This is a genomic window from Streptomyces desertarenae, assembly GCF_042681365.1.
Classification (GTDB): domain Bacteria; phylum Actinomycetota; class Actinomycetes; order Streptomycetales; family Streptomycetaceae; genus Streptomyces; species Streptomyces desertarenae.
This window is the reverse complement of record NZ_JBHUFU010000004.1, coordinates 1-15,484: the sequence shown is the minus strand read 5'-3', so window position 1 is coordinate 15,484 and position 15,484 is coordinate 1. Positions and strand designations below refer to the sequence as shown.

Below are 15,484 nucleotides of genomic sequence, written 5' to 3'. Positions count from 1 at the left end.
GGCGGGCGGGGGCGCCGGTCCGCCGTTTCGATCTCTGTCGGTGGCAGCGCCTAATCTGTGCCACGTGACCACAGCCGTATCCGCCTCCTCCCCCGGCGCCGCCCGGCCCGCCCCCGGACCGGCCGCCGACGAGGGCCTGGCCCGGCGCCTGAGGGCGCTGGCCTGCACCGCGCCCCTGCACGACCTGGACGCGCGCAAGGCCAACCTGGCCGGGGAGTACAGCACGTACTCGATGGCGGAGGTGGCGCTCGCCGCCATCGACCTGGTCACCCTGCACATGGACTTCGACACCGGCGCCGACCACGAGGAGATCGTGGCCAGGCTGCTGCCGCGCGTCGCCGCCCAGGCCCCGCAGCGGCCCGCCGCCGAGCACGAGCGGGTCGCCCGCTGGGTCCTGGAGAACCTCATCAACGTCGGCAGCGTCGACCGCGGCTTCCGCGCCGTCTACGGCACCTTCGGCCCCGACGGGGAGTACGTGCGGCGCGACTACGACTTCAAACTGATCGAGGAGGTGCCCGGCCCCGGCGGCGGCGTGTACCTGCGCACCACCGACGAGGCGGTCAACGTCCTGGTCGGCGCCCTGGACACCGACGTCACCAGCGCGCAGATCGCCGCCGAGGTGAAGCTGGAGGTGCTGATCAGCCGCGGCCGCCTCGCCGACGCCCAGCTCGCCGCCGAGCAGGCCCGCTACCGCACCGTCCAGTACGCCGAGACGCTGCGCCGCACCCTGGAGGCCACCCGGCGCAACGTCCGCGCCGTCGACTGGCTGAACGCCGTGCCCGACATGATCGCCGAGGCGCTCGACCACGTCGCCGACCGCTACCGCCACGAGAACGCCATCCTCACCAACATCCGCAGGGCGCGCGACGAGGCGGAGAGCGCGGACCACAGGCTGCGCGCCGCCGAACTGGTCGACATCGTCAAGGACTGCATCCGGCGCCACACCCAGCTCCAGTCCCGGCTGCTGGAGGCCGGCCCGCTGTTCCGCGCCGAGCAGGACCGGCAGGCCTTCGCCCCGTCCGCCGCCCGGGTGGGCCTGGACCTGTACGGACAGCTCCTCGCCCCGGTGCTGCCCCTGCCCCTGGAGCGGGCCACGAGGGTCACCGACGCCTTCTTCGCCCGCGGCACCGGGCTGCGCGCCCCCGCCGCCGTCCGCCTGGGGGACCTGACCGAGCTGCTGCTGACCCCGCCCGCCCCCCGCGAGCACCTGGGCGCGGAGATGCCCGAGCCGGATCTGATCGCCACGCCCGACGACAGCCGCTTCAGCGAGGAGCAGCTCGAAGCCGCCACGGAGCTGCTGGACCTCCCCGCCGACGCCCCGCGCCGGCTCTCCGGCCTCCTGGCCGAGGCGCGCCGCCGCGACCCGGACCTGCCCTACCTGGTGGCCCTGCTGGCGGTGCACGCCGCCAGCCCGCCGGTGGGCACCGCCTACCGGCAGGGGGAGCGGCGGCTGCTGTTCGCCGTGGACGACGGCACCGAACTGGACGACCCGGAGTTCGGCGGCGCCGATCTCATCGTGGGCACCGCCCTGCTGGACGCGGCGGGCATGGCAGCGGACCGCTCGGAGGTGGCACCGTGAACGACGAGAACCCGTACGAGACGGCCGAGGGCGCGTACGCCGGGCCCGGCGGCCCCGACGCGCCCGACGCGCCCGAACCCGGCGGGCGCCCCGGCGCCCCGGCACCCGTCACCCCCGCAGATGCCGCCGACGCCGCCCGGCTGGTCTCCTTCGGGCTCCAGCCCAAGCTGTCGCCCGCCCGCGACGCCGAGTACGCCGAGCTCCTGCGGCGCTACCGGGAGGAGCCCGCCTTCGCCCGCCTCGCCGACGCCGTCGCCACCGGCCTGGGGCTGGTGGTGCTGGAGGTCTCCCCGCGCGCCGGGATGGCCGTCACCGCCGCCGAGGACTCCGTCTTCGCCGTGCGGATGGGCGACTACGCCCGCCGCGCCGGCGCCGACTCGGCCGACCGCTTCCTGCACGGCCTGGCCCACCTGGCCATCGCCGCGCTGGCCTTCCCCCGGCCCGAGGACCTGGCCGACGACGGCTACGTCGGCAGGATCTCCGTCAACGGGGTGGACGCCTTCGTGCGCCAGGCGTGCCGGCGGCTGGAGGAGCGCGCCGAACGGGAGGGCGAGAACACCGATCCGGCCAGCGACGCGCCCGGTCTGGAGGCCGCCTGGCGGGTGTACGCGCGGCGCAGCGCCACCGGCGCCACCAAGGACGCCCGGCGGCTGGCCGGCTCCACCACCGGCATCGTCGCCAAGGCCGCCTCCTTCCTCGCCGACTCCGGCTTCCTCCAGCGCACCGGCGACGACGCCGGCGGCACCTACCGCACCACGGCCCGCTACCAGCTCCAGGTCCGCGACATGGCCGGCAGCGCCGCCATGGCCGAACTGCTGGAGCTCGGCGTGGTGCCCGTCAGCGACGGCAGCGCCACCCTGCTGCCGCCCCCCGACGCCGACGACCTCGACCCGGTCGTCGACGCCGGGCTGCCCTTCCACCGCTGAGCGAAGCGGCCACCGCCGACCGCACCGAACCACACAGCCGAACCACCTCGACGACGAGAGCACCGCCATGTACGAGCTGTCCCGGATCCGCCTCTACTCCATCGGGCCCGCCGGTGCGCGCTACGCCGACACCGTGCTGGACCTGCGAGGGGTCGGCGAGCCGGTGCCCAGCCCCGCCCCCGCCCAGGCGGACTTCTTCGAGGAGGAGCCGGTCGGCCCGCCGCGCCGCCCGGCACCGGCCGGCGTGCTCTTCCTGGAGAACGGCGGCGGCAAGTCCGTCCTGCTGAAACTGATCTTCTCGGTGATGCTGCCCGGCCACCGCAACACCCTCGGCGGCGCCAGCTCCGGCGTGCTGCGCAAGTTCCTGCTGGCCGACGACTGCGGGCACGTCGCCCTGGAGTGGCAGCACACCCTCACCGGCGAGACCGTCGTGGTCGGCAAGGTCAGCGAGTGGCGCGGCCGGCAGGTCTCCAGCGACCCGCGGAAGTTCGCCGAGGCCTGGTACAGCTTCCGGCCCGGCCCCGGCATGAGCCTGGACTCCCTGCCGGTCGCCGAGTCCAACGCGGTGCGGCCCGCCGCCGAGGGGACCTCCGCGGCACGCGGGCGGCGCCGCACCATGAAGGGCTTCCGCGACGTGCTGGTCGAGGCGGGCAGGGCCTACCCGGGCCTGGACGTGGTCTGGGAGGAGGTCCACGAGCGCTGGATCGAGCACCTGGGCAACCTCGGCCTGGACCCGGAGCTCTTCCGCTACCAGCGCGAGATGAACGCCGACGAGGGCGAGGCCGCCGGCCTGTTCTCGGTCAAGAACGACTCCGACTTCACCGACCTGCTGCTGCGGGCCGTCACCGACACCCGCGACACCGACGGCCTGGCCGACCTGGTCCACGGCTTCGCCCACAAGCTCGGCCGCCGCGCCGAGCTCACCGCCGAACGCGACTTCACCGCCGGCTCGCTGGACCTGCTGCGCCGCATCGACGAGGCCGCCCGGCGCCGCGAGCAGGCCCGCGCCGTCCACACCGGGGCCGAGCAGCGCACCCGCACCCTCGCCCGGCGCCTGTCGGCCCGCGGCACCGCCGAACGCGGCCGCGCCGCCGAACTCGCCGAGCGCGCCGACCACGCGGCCCGGGCCGTCACCACCGCCGAACGCGACCGCGACCGCGCCGCCCTCATCGCCTCCGAACTCGCCTACCGCCACGCCTCCCTGGCGCTGGCCGCCGCCGAGAGGAGCGCCGCCGCCCAGCGCCGCGAGCTCGGTGACGCCCGCACCCTGCACGCCGCCTGGCAGGCCACCGAGACGGTGCTGGCGCACCGCGCCGCCGCCGACCGCGCCGCCCGGGTGGCCGCCGCCATCCGCGAGGCCGAGCGCGACGCCGCCCCCGCCCTGGCCGCCCGCGCCCGCGCCGCCGCCGACCTGGTGCGCGCCCTGCAGACCGCCGCGGAGAGGGCCGAGCAGCTCGCCGCCGAGGAGGAGGAGCGCTCCACCGCCCTCCAGACCGCGGGCGAGGCCGCCCACCGCGACGCCACCGCGGCCGCCACCGAGGCCCAGCGCGCCCGCAGTGAGAGCGAGCACCTGCGCCAGCGGCTGGCCGAGGTCGAGCAGGAGACGGCCGAGGCCGTACGGGCCGGCTGGCTGGACGGCTCGGCCCCCGACACCGACCCGGCCCGTGCCGCCCTGGCCGCCAGCGATGCCGAGAAGGCCGCCGTCGCCGCCTGGGAGACGGCCAAGGAGGCCGCCCGCCGCACCGCCGAGCGCGCCCGGGAGACAGCGGCCGAGCTCGGCCGCGCCGAACTGGCCGCGGCCCGCGCCGTCGACGCCGCCGAGGCGGCCGGTGCCGCCCACGCGGCCGAGCGCCGCACCGCCGAGGCGCTGGGCGCGGAGGAGCGCCTGGCCGAGCTGCTGGGCCTGCCCGCGGGCGGCACCGGCGCGGCGGGCGGCCCGCTCGGAGCCGAGGAGGTCGACCGCACCGCCGAGACCCTGCGCGACCTGCTGGAGGAGAGCGTCGCGGCCGCCGAGCGGCAGCTCTTCGAGCTGCGCACCGCGGCCGCCGACGACTCCCGCATCCTCGGCGCCCTCGGCGACGGCGGCCTGCTGCCGCCCGGCCCCGACGTCCTGGCCACCGTCGAGTACCTGGGCGAGCACGGCATCCCCGCCCTGCCCGGCTGGCGCTACCTCGCCCAGGCCGTGGACCCGGCCGACCACGCCGCCGTGCTCTCCGCCCGGCCCGAACTGGTCGACGGCGTCGTCATCACCGACCCCGACAGCCACGCCCGCGCCCGCGAGGTCCTCAGGGACGCGGCCCTGCTGCCCCGCTCGGCGGTCGCGGTCGGCACCGCGGCGGCCCTGCTCGCCCCGGTCCCCGCGGCCGGCGCCGACGGGGCCGGCACCGACGGGGTGTTCCTGGTGCCGCCCAACCCGGCCATGCACGACGAGCGCGCGGCCGACGCCGAGCGCCGGCAGTTGCGCGAGCGCGCCGCCGCCCGCGAGGAGGAGATCCGCGCACTGGCGGCGCGGCTCTCCGCCGACCGCTCCCTGGCCGCCCGGATCGCCTCCTGGCGGACCGGCTGCCCGCCCGGCCGCCTCGCCGAGCTGGCCGCCGGCGCCCGCGCCGCCGACGAGGCGGCCGAGGCGGCGCGGCAGCGGCTGGAGGAGGCCCGTGCCACCGCGGCGGAGGCCGCGGAGGCCGCGGCCGAGGCGGCCCGCGTCCGGGACGAGCGGCAGGAGCGCGCCCAGCAGGCCCGCCGCTCCGCCGACGCCCTGGCCGGACTCGCCTTCCGGCTGCGCGAGCGCGCCAGGTGGCAGACCCGGCTGCGGGAGCTGGCCGACGAGGCCGCCGAGGCCGAGGCCCGCGCCGGCGTCTGCCTGGAAAGGGCCCGCGCCGCCGACGAGGACCGGCGCGCCGCCCAGCGCGCCGCCGACGACGCCCGCCGCACCGCCCGTGCGCTGCGCGCCGAGCGGGCCGAGATCGCGGGCGCCCCCGACGCCCCGGACGGCCTCGACGACGCCGCCTCCGGGTCCTCCGCCGAGCCGCCCGCCTCCCTGCCGGCCCTGCGCGAGGCCTACCGGGCGGCCTCCCAGCTCTACGAGAAGGTCGGCGTCGGAGCCGACCTCCGCGCCGAGCAGGCCCGCGCCGAGGGCGACGAGAGCGCCGCCCGCGCCGCCCTGGACCGGCTCACCAACAAGGTCCGCACCCGTGCCGCCCAGCTCCTGGAGGGCCCCGACGGGGCCGACGGCCCCTCCCGGCAGGCCGCCGCCGCCCGCGCCGAGGCCCTGGTCCAGATGCTGGAGTCGCGCGCCTCGGCCGCCAGCGAGCAGCTGGGCCGGCTGCGCGGCGAGGCCGAGCGCCTGGCGCCGGGCGAGGACCGGGAGGCGTACACCGAGCTGCCCGGGGAGATGGTGCCCGCCGACGCCGAGCAGGCCCAGGCCCTGCTGCGGGGCGCCAACTCCGAGCTCGCCGCCCGCACCGACGCCCTGGAGGCAGCCCGCGCCGCCCACGCCGAGCTGGTGCGTGCCCAGCGCGCCGCCGAGGACGCCGCCGCCGCCTTCGACGAGCTGGCCGCCATGCTCCGCGACCTGCTGCGCGATCCCCACGGCACCGGCGGCAGCGGCGAGGACGGAGCGGAGCCCGAACCGTACGCCGAGCCGCTGGAACAGGCCCGCCGCGCGGCCGCCGAGGCCCGCCGCTCCCTGCGCGGCTGCGCGGCCGACCTCACCGCGGCCGAGGCGGCGGTGCGGGAGGCGAGCGACGTCCTGGTGCGGCACGCCAACGCCACCCGCTACGAGCAGGTCCGCACTCCGGCCCGGCAGCAGATCCGCGAGCTGCCCGCCGCCGCCCTGCCCGACCACGCCGCCGCCTGGGCCGCCGCCTTCGAGCCCCGGCTGCGCGTGCTGACCGACGAGCTGGAGCAGTTGGAGCGCAACCGCGACAGCATCGTCGACCGGCTGCGCGGACTGGTGGAGTCCTCGCTGGCCACCCTCCGTTCCGCGCAGCGGCTCTCCCGGCTGCCGGAGGGCCTGGGGGAGTGGTCGGGCCAGGAGTTCCTGCGCATCCGTTTCGACGACCCGGACCACGCCGTCCTCGCCGAGCGGCTGGGAGAGGTGATCGACGAGGCCACGCGGGCCGCCGTCCGCCGCAACTCCGACCTGCGCCGGGACGGCATGAGCCTGCTGCTGCGCGGTGTCCGCGCCGCCCTCCAGCCGCGCGGGGTGGCGGTGGAGATCCTCAAGCCCGACGCCGTGCTGCGCGCCGAGCGGGTGCCGGTGGGGCAGATGGGCGACGTCTTCTCCGGGGGCCAGCTGCTGACCGCGGCCATCGCCCTGTACTGCACGATGGCCGCGCTGCGCAGCAACGACCGCGGCCGCGACCGGCACCGGCACGCCGGCACCCTCTTCCTCGACAACCCCATCGGCCGGGCCAACGCCACCTACCTGCTGGAGCTCCAGCGGGCGGTCGCCGATGCGCTGGGCGTCCAGCTCATCTACACCACCGGCCTGTTCGACACCACGGCGCTGGCGGAGTTCCCGCTGGTCATCCGGTTGCGCAACGACGCCGACCTGAGGGCGGGGCTGAAGTACATCAGCGTCGAGGAGCATCTGCGGCCCGGACTGCCCAAGCCCGATCCGGAGTCGGAGCCGGTGCACGGCGAGATCACCGCCACCCGGATGTTCCGCCGCCCGGACCGGCCCGGGCGGCGGGAGGGGGACCGGGCCGCGGCAGCCGCCGACTGACGCCCCGCCGGCGGACCGGGGCGCCGCCGCGACGCCGGCTCCCCCGCTGCACGGCCAACGGGCCCCGCCCGGCCGCCCGGACGGGCAGGCCCCGGAATCGCCTCGCCCGTGCCCGCCTCCTCCGGTACGGTCACGGCATGGTCTTCGCTGCCGGGGAGCCCGCGGGGTTCGTGTGGGGCCTCCCCGGCGGTTCCCGAGCCGAAAGCAGGTTTCGCCATGGCATGCCGTATCAGTGAACTCGTTCTGGGCTGCCGCGACCCCGAGGCGCTGGCGCGGTTCTGGTGCGAGGTCCTGGACTTCGTCGTGCTCGACCGCGAGGGCGGCGACATGGTGGAGATCGGGCCGCGCGAGGGGTTCGGCGGTCCGCAGCCGACGATCGTCCTCAGTCGCAGGGACGAGCCGGAGAAGGGGAAATCCCGGCTGCACATCGACGTCAACGCCACCGACCGCGACCAGGACGCCGAGCTCGAACGCCTGGTGAAGCTCGGTGCGCGCCCGGCCGACATCGGCCAGACGGGGCAGGAGTCGTGGCATGTCCTGGCCGACCCCGAAGGCAATGAGTTCTGCCTGCTCAAGGCCCGTCTCGCCCCGCTCTGACGCTCGTCGGCCACACCCCGGCACCAGGTGCCCGGAGGCTGCCCCGCCATCCGGCGCGACAGGCGTGCCGTGATCGTGGCGTGGGCGAGGTCTCCGGTGTGGAGGGTTCACCGACCCGGAACCAGTCCACCGGAGACCTCGCGGCCGCCCCGGCGGTGGCGAGGCGGCTCGACCCGGCCGACGGGCGGGGACGGGACCGGCCCTAACCGTGCCTCCTGCGGAAGACCGCACGTTCACGTGCCACGCTGCCGGGCGTCGAGACCACCCCGTTGCGCTGGATCCACATCTGCCGCGTCACCCACACGTCCAGCACGCCCCAGGTGGTGACCACCGTGCCGGCCACAGCGGCCAGCACCATCGGGAGGGCGAGCCACACCCGGGCGAGCGAGCACAGCACGGCGACCATCACCAGCACCAGCGTCACCGCGACCAGGATCACCGCACGCACCGCCGCCACCCGCACCGGATCGGGCATTCCGGACTCCCCGTCCACGGTGTCCAAGATGTCCATGCAATCTCCACCCTCCTCGTACACCGCATCCCCAACCGCCTCCGGGCGGATCCGCCCGGATCCGCCCGTCCCCCGGTCGTCGCTGCTCACACCCATCCGGTCTCCCCGTACCCGCGGCACGTGGACGCGTCCCACGCACTGTCAGGAGACCGGAGTACCACAGCGGAACGCCCCGACCGCACAGGAACGGCCACCGCGGCGCCACGGGTCGGCCCGGACGCCCCACGGGCCGCCTCCGCCGGTAGTAGGCTCGCGCCGTTCGCCGGGGAAACCCGTTCCCCTGCGAAGCGGGGCGGACGTAGGGGAGGCCATGCGCTTTCGCGGCAAGTCGATCCGCCGGAAGATCGTGGCGCTGCTGCTGGTCCCCCTGGTGGCGCTCACCTCCATCTGGGCGTTCGCCACCGTGATCACCGGTCGGGAGGCGGACCGGCTGCTCGACGCCGCCGCCGTGGCGGACGAGCTGGGCGGGCCGGTCCGCGCGACCGTCCTGGCCGTCCAGCGGGAGCGCCGCCAGGTCCTGGTCCACCTCGCCGATCCGCGCCGCTCCGACTCCCTGTCCGCCCTGCGCGAGAGGCAGCGGGAGACCGACCGGGCGGTGGCCGCCCTGCGTTCCGGGGCCGCCGGCGGACGGGTCCGGGACGAGCTCGACGGCGACGCCCGCGAGCGGCTGGACGAGCTGCTGCGCAGGCTCGGCGGCCTGGAGAAGGTCCGTGCCGGGGTCGCCGACAACACCGTCGAGCGGCGGGACGCCTACGACGCCTACAACGCCCTCGTCGATCCCTGCCACGACTTCCTCGCCGCCGTGCGCGGCCTGGACGACGTCCGCCTGGACAAGGAGGGCCGCGCCCTCATCGGCCTCTCCCGCGCCCGCGAGTACCTCGCCCGCCAGGACGCCCTGATGGCCGCGGCGTTCGTCACCGGCCGGATGTCCGGGGACGAACTGCGCGCCTTCTCCGACCGGGTGGCCGAACGCGAGCTGACCTACCGCCTCCACCTGGCGATGCTCCCCGCCGAGGACCGCGAGCGCTACGAGGACTTCTGGGCCGGCCCCGACGGCCGGGCCCTGCGGGCCGCCGAGGACGGGATCATCGGGGCCGGCGCGGCGGGTGCCGTCGGAGCCTCCCACCCCGAGCGCTGGCGCAGGGTCTCCCAGACGGCCCTGGAGGAGCTGCGCCGCATGGACGCCGAGACGGGCGTCCGCCACCACCGGCGCGTCGAACCGGAGGCCGCCTCCGTCCTGCTGCGCGCGGGGATCGCCGGGATCCTCGGCTTCGCCGCCGTCCTCGTCTCCGTGGCCGTCTCCTTCCGCGTGGGCCGCGGCCTGGTCCGCGACCTGGACGCGCTGCGCCGCGAGGCGTGCGAGGCCGCGGGCGTGCGGCTGCCGGGCGTCATGCGGCGACTGGCGGCCGGCGAGCAGATCGACGTCGAGGCCGAGGCGCCGCGCCGGGAGTACGGGCGCGACGAGATCGGGCAGGTCGGAAAGGCCCTCGACACCCTCCGGCGGGCCGCGGTCGAAGCGGCCGTCGACCAGGCGGAGATGCGCCGCGGGGTCTCCGAGGTGTTCGTCAACCTCGCCCGCCGCAGCCAGGTGCTGCTGCACCGCCAGCTCACCCTGCTGGACGCCATGGAGCGCCGCACCGAGGACCCCGAGGAACTGGCCGACCTCTTCCGGCTCGACCACCTCACCACCCGCATGCGCCGCCACGCCGAGGGCCTGGTCATCCTCTCCGGCGCCGCCCCGTCGCGGCAGTGGCGCACCCCCGTGCCGCTGATGGACGTGGTGCGCGCCGCGGTCGCCGAGGTCGAGGAGTACGAGCGGATCGAGGTGCGCGATCTGCCGCCGCTGGCGGCCGACGGGCCGGCCGTCGCCGACCTGACCCACCTGGTGGCCGAACTCCTGGAGAACGCCACGGTGTTCTCGCCGCCGCACACCGGAGTGCAGGTGTTCGGCGAGCGGGTGCCCAGCGGTTTCGCCCTGGAGATCCACGACCGGGGCCTGGGCATGTCCCCCCGGGCGCTGCTGGAGGCCAACATGCGGCTCGCCGAGACGCCCGACTTCCGGCTCTCGGACACCGACCGGCTCGGCCTGTTCGTCGTCTCCCGGCTCGCGCAGCGCCACGGGATCCGCGTCTCCCTCCAGCCCTCCCCGTACGGCGGGACCACCGCCGTGGTGCTCATCCCCGAGAGGCTGCTCTCCGAGGCCGGTGCGCAGGCGCGGGACGCCGGGGGCGGGGGAAGGGGCACGGACGGCGTCCGCACCGCCGCCGGGCTTCCGCTGCGCGGCGGCGCGCGGCCCGCCGGCGGGCGGGGAACCCCGGGCGGTACCGGGGGTTCGGAGGAGGCCCCGGACGCCCTGGAGGGACCCGGCTCCGGCGCGCACCGCCGGGCGGAGGCCGGGCCGGTCCCGGGGGAGGGGCGGGACCGGGAGCGCGGGGGGCGCGGCGGGCAGGGCCGCGTCCCGGAGCGGAGCCGGACCGGGGACGCCGCCGCGGCGCGCGACCGGATGGCCTCCCTCCAGCACGGTCTGCGCCGCGGGCGGCGGAACGCCGGGCTGCCGGGCGGTACGGGTGCGGACGCACCGGCCGGTACGGGTGTGGACGCACCGGCCGGGGGGAACGGCTCGGACGAGGCGGCACCGCGACCGACGTACTCGAGGAGGACGGGCGATGACCGCATCACGGAGCACGGAGGGGGACGCCGTCCGGCAGGAGGGTGAGCCCGGCGGGGCCGTCCCCCGGCCCGGCCGCCGCGCCGGGCGGGCCGGATCCCGTCCGCGGACCGCCCGGTACCGCGCCCGCGGGACGGGGTGAGGCCGCCGTGACGGACAGGTGGCTCGACGACGCGGCCGGACCGGTGGTGCGGCCGTACGCCATGACCCGCGGCCGCACCACCGGCGCCGGAGAGGATCTGGACGCGCTCGCCGTGGTGATCGCCGAACCGGACGCGCCCGAGCGCGCCGCGCAGACGTGCGCGTCCGGTGCGCCGGAGGAACGGCGGGCCCGTGCCCGGCCGCACACGCCCGAACCGCCCGGCCCACCGGGAGGCACCGGGGTGCTCGGGCCGGAGCACCGGGAGATCGTCGCCCGGTGCAGCCGGTCGCCGCAGCCGGTCGCCGGACTGGCGGCCGGGATGGACCTCCCGGTGGGAGTGGTCCGGGTCCTCGTCGGCGACCTCGTCACCGCCGGGCTGGTCCGCGTCACCCGTCCCGTGCCCCGGGCGGAGCTGCCGGACGAACGGATCCTGCGCCACGTGATCGACGGGCTGCGGGCGCTCTGAGGGCCGGGCCGCGGCGCGGCGGAAGGGGCACGGGGAAAGGTGCCGGACCCGCCGGGAGGCGGACCGGCCCGCCCTGCGGGAGGCCCCGGGAGGACCGGGGCGCCCCGCTCCTCAGACCGGCCTGGGGGCCGGGCGGTGCGCCTGCGCCGGGTCCCGGACGAGGCGCGCCTCCACCCGGCCGTCCACCACCCGGGTCTCGAACACCGGCTGGGGCGACGTCGCGGGGCCGCGCACGTTCCAGCCGTCGGACAGCCGGAAGACGCTGCCGTGCCACGGGCACCGCACGCAGCCGTCGGCGACCGTACCCTGCGACAGCGGGCCGGCCATGTGACTGCACCGGTCGGCCAGCGCGTACACCGTCCCGTCGGTCTCGCGGAAGACCAGCACCGACGTCTCGTCGATCCGCCGCCGCACCGGCTCGCCGACGGGCAGGTCCGCCAGGTCGCCGATCGGGTGCCAGCCGGGCTCGACCACGGCGGAGACGTGCTCGGCGTGGTTGGCCCCGGCCGCCTGCCGGTAGGAGAGGTGGCCGCCGAGCGCGCCCCCGACGCCCACCGCCGCCAGGCCCGCCAGTCCCAGCAGGCGTCCCCGCGCACGCCGGCCGCGCAGCCGGGCGCCCAGCGACGCGGCGTACAGGCCGACGGCGGTGATGTTGGTCGCCGCGTGCACCAGGCCCACCCGCATCTGCGGCTTGCGCAGGTCGGCCCAGTCCACCCAGCCCGCCAGGGCGGCGGGCGCGGCCGCGACCAGACCGAGCCCCACCAGGGTGTCGGCGCCGCGGCGCTGACCGGGCAGCAGGTCCAGGACGGCGGCGGAGAGCCACGAGCCGATGGGCACCTGGACCATCAGGGGGTGCACGGGGTGGCCCACCCAGCGGCCGTGGAGGACGTCGCGCGCGTCGCCCAGCGGGAGCGCGTACACGGCGCGCCGGAGCGGTCCGAGCACGGGGTCGAGGCGGGGGGAGCCCTCCAGCCGCTCCACGGCGGTCATCACCCGTCCCGGGCCCTCGGGGTCCGGGAGCACCGACCGCACGGCCGAGAGAGCGGCACGAATGTTCCGGTAAACAGGCATACCGCCCAGTTCCCGAGCGGTGTGGAACGTAAACGGCCCGCCGGGGGCACGGTGCCCGGCGGGCCGCACCCGCACGTCCCCGTCCCCGGCGGACCGGGCGGGCTCAGTCGGCGTCCTCCTCCCAGCCGAGGCTGCGCTCGACCGCCTTGCGCCAGTTGCGGTGCTCCCGCTCCCGGGTGGCGGCCTCCATCCGCGGGGTCCACTCGGCGTCCTTCCTCCAGTGCGCCCTGAGCTCGTCGAGGTCGGACCAGACGCCGGTGGCCAGGCCGGCCGCGTACGCCGCGCCCAGACAGGTGGTCTCGGAGACCACCGGGCGGATCACCGGCACGTCGAGCACGTCCGCCTGGTGCTGCATCAGCAGCCCGTTGGCGGTCATGCCCCCGTCCACCTTGAGGCTGGTGATCTCCACCCCCGAGTCCTGGTACATCGCGTCGACGACCTCGCGCGTCTGCCAGCTGGTGGCCTCCAGGACGGCCCGCGCCAGGTGGGCCTTGGTGACGTAGCGGGTCAGGCCGGTGATCACGCCCCGCGCGTCGGATCGCCAGTAGGGGGCGAAGAGGCCGGAGAACGCCGGGACGATGTAGGCACCGCCGTTGTCCTCCACACTGGCCGCCAAGGGCTCGATCTCGGCCGCCTCCCGGATGATCCCGAGCTGGTCCCGGAACCACTGCACCAGCGCCCCGGTGATGGCGATGGAGCCCTCCAGGCAGTAGACGGGCCGCTCGCCGCCGAGCCGGTAGCCCACCGTGGTCACCAGCCCGCTCTTGGACGGCACCGGGCGGTGGCCGGTGTTCAGCAGCAGGAACGATCCGGTGCCGTAGGTGTTCTTGGCGTCGCCCACGTCGTAGCAGGTCTGCCCGAAGACGGCCGCCTGCTGGTCGCCCAGCGCCGAGGCCACCGGCACTCCGGTGGACGTCCCGACCGCGGTGTCGCCGTACACCTCGGCCGAGGAGCGGATCTCGGGCAGCATCGCCTCGGGCACGCCCATGGCGTCCAGGATCGAGGAGTCCCACTGGAGGGTCTCCAGGTTCATCAGCATCGTCCGGCTGGCGTTGGTGACGTCCGTGACGTGGACACCGCCGTCCGTGCCGCCGGTGAGGTTCCAGATCAGCCAGGAGTCCATCGTGCCGAAGGCGATCTCGCCCGCCTCGGCGCGCTTGCGCAGCCCCGGCACGTGCTCCAGCAGCCAGGCGGCCTTCGGGCCGGAGAAGTAGCTGGCCAGCGGCAGGCCGGTCCGGTCGCGGAAACGGTCCTGCCCCGCCTCGCCCCCCAGTTCCCGGCAGAGCGCCGAGGTCCGGGTGTCCTGCCAGACGATGGCGTTGTGGACGGGCCGGCCGGTGGACCGGTCCCACAGCACGGTGGTCTCGCGCTGGTTGGTGATGCCCATCGCCGCCAGGTCGCGGCCGCGCAGTCCGGCCTTGGCGAGCGCGCCGGCGACCACGGCCTGGACCTTGGACCAGATCTCGGTCGCGTCGTGCTCCACCCACCCGGGCCTGGGGAAGATCTGCTGGTGCTCGCGCTGGTCGGCGGCGACGATCGAGCCGCCGCGGTCGAAGATGATGCAGCGGCTCGACGTGGTGCCCTGGTCGATCGCGGCGACGTACGTGGGTGCGGTGTCCGTCATGACGGTTACCTCGGTGCCCTTCTGCTGGTTGCCCGGTTCTTCCGCTGTTCCCGCTCCTGCTCCTTCCCCCCGCTGTTCCCGCTTCCGCTCGTTCCTCCCCGCCCCCGCCCCCCGGGAGGTCAGAAGGCGAGGCCGTAGACGAGCGCCGCCAGGACGCCGCCGATCAGCGGTCCCACCACGGGGACCCACGAGTAGCCCCAGTCGGAGGAGCCCTTGTTGGGGATGGGCAGCAGCGCGTGGACGATGCGGGGGCCCAGGTCGCGGGCGGGGTTGATGGCGTAGCCGGTCGGCCCGCCCAGGGACAGGCCGATCCCGACGACCAGCAGGGCGACGACCAGGATCAGCGCGCCGGACTCCCCCAGGCCCGTGGTCAGGCCGAAGGCCAGGATCGGCAGCACCAGGGCGACGGTCGCGATGATCTCGGTGACGAGGTTGGCCACCGGGCTGCGGATCTCGGGGATGGTCGAGAAGATGCCGAGGGTGGGCGTCGCGGTGTCCCTGTCGCGGTTGGCCGAGAACTGCGCGTAGTACACGAGCCAGGCCAGCACCGCGCCGAGCATCGCGCCCAGGAGCTGGCCGGCGAGGTAGACCGGGACCTTGTCCCAGTTCTCCCCGCTCTGCACGGCGATGCCCACGGTCACGGCCGGATTGATGTGCCCGCCCGACAGGGGCGCCGCGGTGTACGCGCCCGCGAGGACGCCGAAACCCCAGCCGAAGGCGATGACGACCCACCCCGAGTTCTGCGCCTTGGAGTGGTTGAGGGTGATGGCGGCGCACACCCCCGCGCCGAAGAGGATCAGAATCGCCGTTCCGATGATCTCGCCGAGGAAGATGTCGCCGTTGGGGAAGTTCATTGCCGCTCCTCGTGCCTTGCCCCGGACGGCCGCCCGGGCGTCCCTGCGGGTGCGTCGTACCGCGCCGGCGGATCCGGCGGCACGGCGGGGCCCGTGGCCCGCCCGGCGTCCGCGGCGGGCGCGCGTGTCCGGCGGAATCGCCCCTGGGGTGCGCGGCCATGTGCCCGACATACGGCGATACCGTCTGATAGTCGGAAGTGTTCACCCGGCCCGGGGAAGCGTCAAGGAGATCGGCGCCGCGCGGTGGCCGGGTCCGCCGCGCCGCCGTACGGGAGGGCGGTCCGCCGGCCGCCCGGCCGCCGCGGTGCGCGGCCGGGCGG

10 protein-coding genes are annotated in these 15,484 nt (G+C 76.4%); 6 read left to right on the top strand and 4 right to left on the bottom strand.

Annotated features, from left to right (window positions below; translation table 11 throughout):
- Window positions 1–64 precede the first annotated feature (64 nt).
- The 4 genes from ACFSJS_RS08105 to ACFSJS_RS08090 all read left to right on the top strand — a co-directional run bounded on the left by ACFSJS_RS08105 (window position 65) and on the right by ACFSJS_RS08090 (window position 7,828).
- Entirely contained in the window at window positions 65–1,579 is a 1,515-nt protein-coding gene (locus ACFSJS_RS08105) for a hypothetical protein (protein WP_380898370.1), read from the top strand.
- On the top strand, window positions 1,576–2,505 hold the full coding sequence (locus tag ACFSJS_RS08100) for a hypothetical protein (protein WP_380898368.1): 930 nt from the start codon (window positions 1,576–1,578) through the stop codon (window positions 2,503–2,505). Before ACFSJS_RS08105 ends, ACFSJS_RS08100 begins: the two co-directional genes overlap by 4 nt.
- A 67-nt stretch (window positions 2,506–2,572) precedes the next feature.
- Window positions 2,573–7,231, top strand: a complete 4,659-nt coding sequence (locus ACFSJS_RS08095; protein ID WP_380898366.1) for a hypothetical protein — start codon at window positions 2,573–2,575, stop codon at window positions 7,229–7,231.
- A 216-nt stretch (window positions 7,232–7,447) separates the two neighbouring features.
- The gene (locus ACFSJS_RS08090) at window positions 7,448–7,828 is read left to right on the top strand and encodes a VOC family protein (protein WP_380898363.1); all 381 of its coding nucleotides are present in this window, start codon (window positions 7,448–7,450) and stop codon (window positions 7,826–7,828) included.
- Between the two features lie 202 nt (window positions 7,829–8,030).
- Here ACFSJS_RS08090 and ACFSJS_RS08085 read toward each other — a convergent pair whose 3' ends face one another.
- Window positions 8,031–8,339 (bottom strand): hypothetical protein, encoded by a 309-nt coding sequence (locus ACFSJS_RS08085; RefSeq protein ID WP_380898361.1) that lies wholly within the window; start codon window positions 8,337–8,339, stop codon window positions 8,031–8,033.
- Between the two features lie 310 nt (window positions 8,340–8,649).
- On the opposite strand from ACFSJS_RS08085, the gene ACFSJS_RS08080 reads away from it, so the two are divergent.
- Window positions 8,650–11,055, top strand: a complete 2,406-nt coding sequence (locus ACFSJS_RS08080; protein ID WP_380898358.1) for a sensor histidine kinase — start codon at window positions 8,650–8,652, stop codon at window positions 11,053–11,055.
- A 155-nt stretch (window positions 11,056–11,210) separates the two neighbouring features.
- On the top strand, window positions 11,211–11,615 hold the full coding sequence (locus tag ACFSJS_RS08075) for a DUF742 domain-containing protein (protein ID WP_380898931.1): 405 nt from the start codon (window positions 11,211–11,213) through the stop codon (window positions 11,613–11,615).
- 111 nt (window positions 11,616–11,726) lie between these two features.
- Here ACFSJS_RS08075 and ACFSJS_RS08070 read toward each other — a convergent pair whose 3' ends face one another.
- The 3 genes from ACFSJS_RS08070 to ACFSJS_RS08060 form a co-directional block, all read right to left on the bottom strand.
- The gene (locus ACFSJS_RS08070) at window positions 11,727–12,605 is read right to left on the bottom strand and encodes a Rieske (2Fe-2S) protein (protein ID WP_380898356.1); all 879 of its coding nucleotides are present in this window, start codon (window positions 12,603–12,605) and stop codon (window positions 11,727–11,729) included.
- 184 nt (window positions 12,606–12,789) lie between these two features.
- The gene (glpK, locus tag ACFSJS_RS08065; RefSeq protein ID WP_380898354.1) at window positions 12,790–14,310 is read right to left on the bottom strand and encodes a glycerol kinase GlpK; all 1,521 of its coding nucleotides are present in this window, start codon (window positions 14,308–14,310) and stop codon (window positions 12,790–12,792) included.
- A gap of 119 nt (window positions 14,311–14,429) precedes the next feature.
- Window positions 14,430–15,164, bottom strand: coding sequence for an MIP/aquaporin family protein (locus ACFSJS_RS08060; protein ID WP_380898352.1), 735 nt, complete (start codon window positions 15,162–15,164; stop codon window positions 14,430–14,432).
- Window positions 15,165–15,484: the final 320 nt, after the last annotated feature.

Coding starts and splice junctions, on each gene's coding strand:
- ACFSJS_RS08075 (WP_380898931.1), top strand. CDS start 11,211: ATGACCCGCGGCCGCACCACCGGCGCCGGAGAGGATCTGGACGCGCTC.
- ACFSJS_RS08090 (WP_380898363.1), top strand. CDS start 7,448: ATGGCATGCCGTATCAGTGAACTCGTTCTGGGCTGCCGCGACCCCGAG.
- ACFSJS_RS08080 (WP_380898358.1), top strand. CDS start 8,650: ATGCGCTTTCGCGGCAAGTCGATCCGCCGGAAGATCGTGGCGCTGCTG.
- ACFSJS_RS08085 (WP_380898361.1), bottom strand. CDS start 8,339: ATGGACATCTTGGACACCGTGGACGGGGAGTCCGGAATGCCCGATCCG.
- glpK (WP_380898354.1), bottom strand. CDS start 14,310: ATGACGGACACCGCACCCACGTACGTCGCCGCGATCGACCAGGGCACC.
- ACFSJS_RS08095 (WP_380898366.1), top strand. CDS start 2,573: ATGTACGAGCTGTCCCGGATCCGCCTCTACTCCATCGGGCCCGCCGGT.
- ACFSJS_RS08070 (WP_380898356.1), bottom strand. CDS start 12,605: ATGACCGCCGTGGAGCGGCTGGAGGGCTCCCCCCGCCTCGACCCCGTG.
- ACFSJS_RS08060 (WP_380898352.1), bottom strand. CDS start 15,164: ATGAACTTCCCCAACGGCGACATCTTCCTCGGCGAGATCATCGGAACG.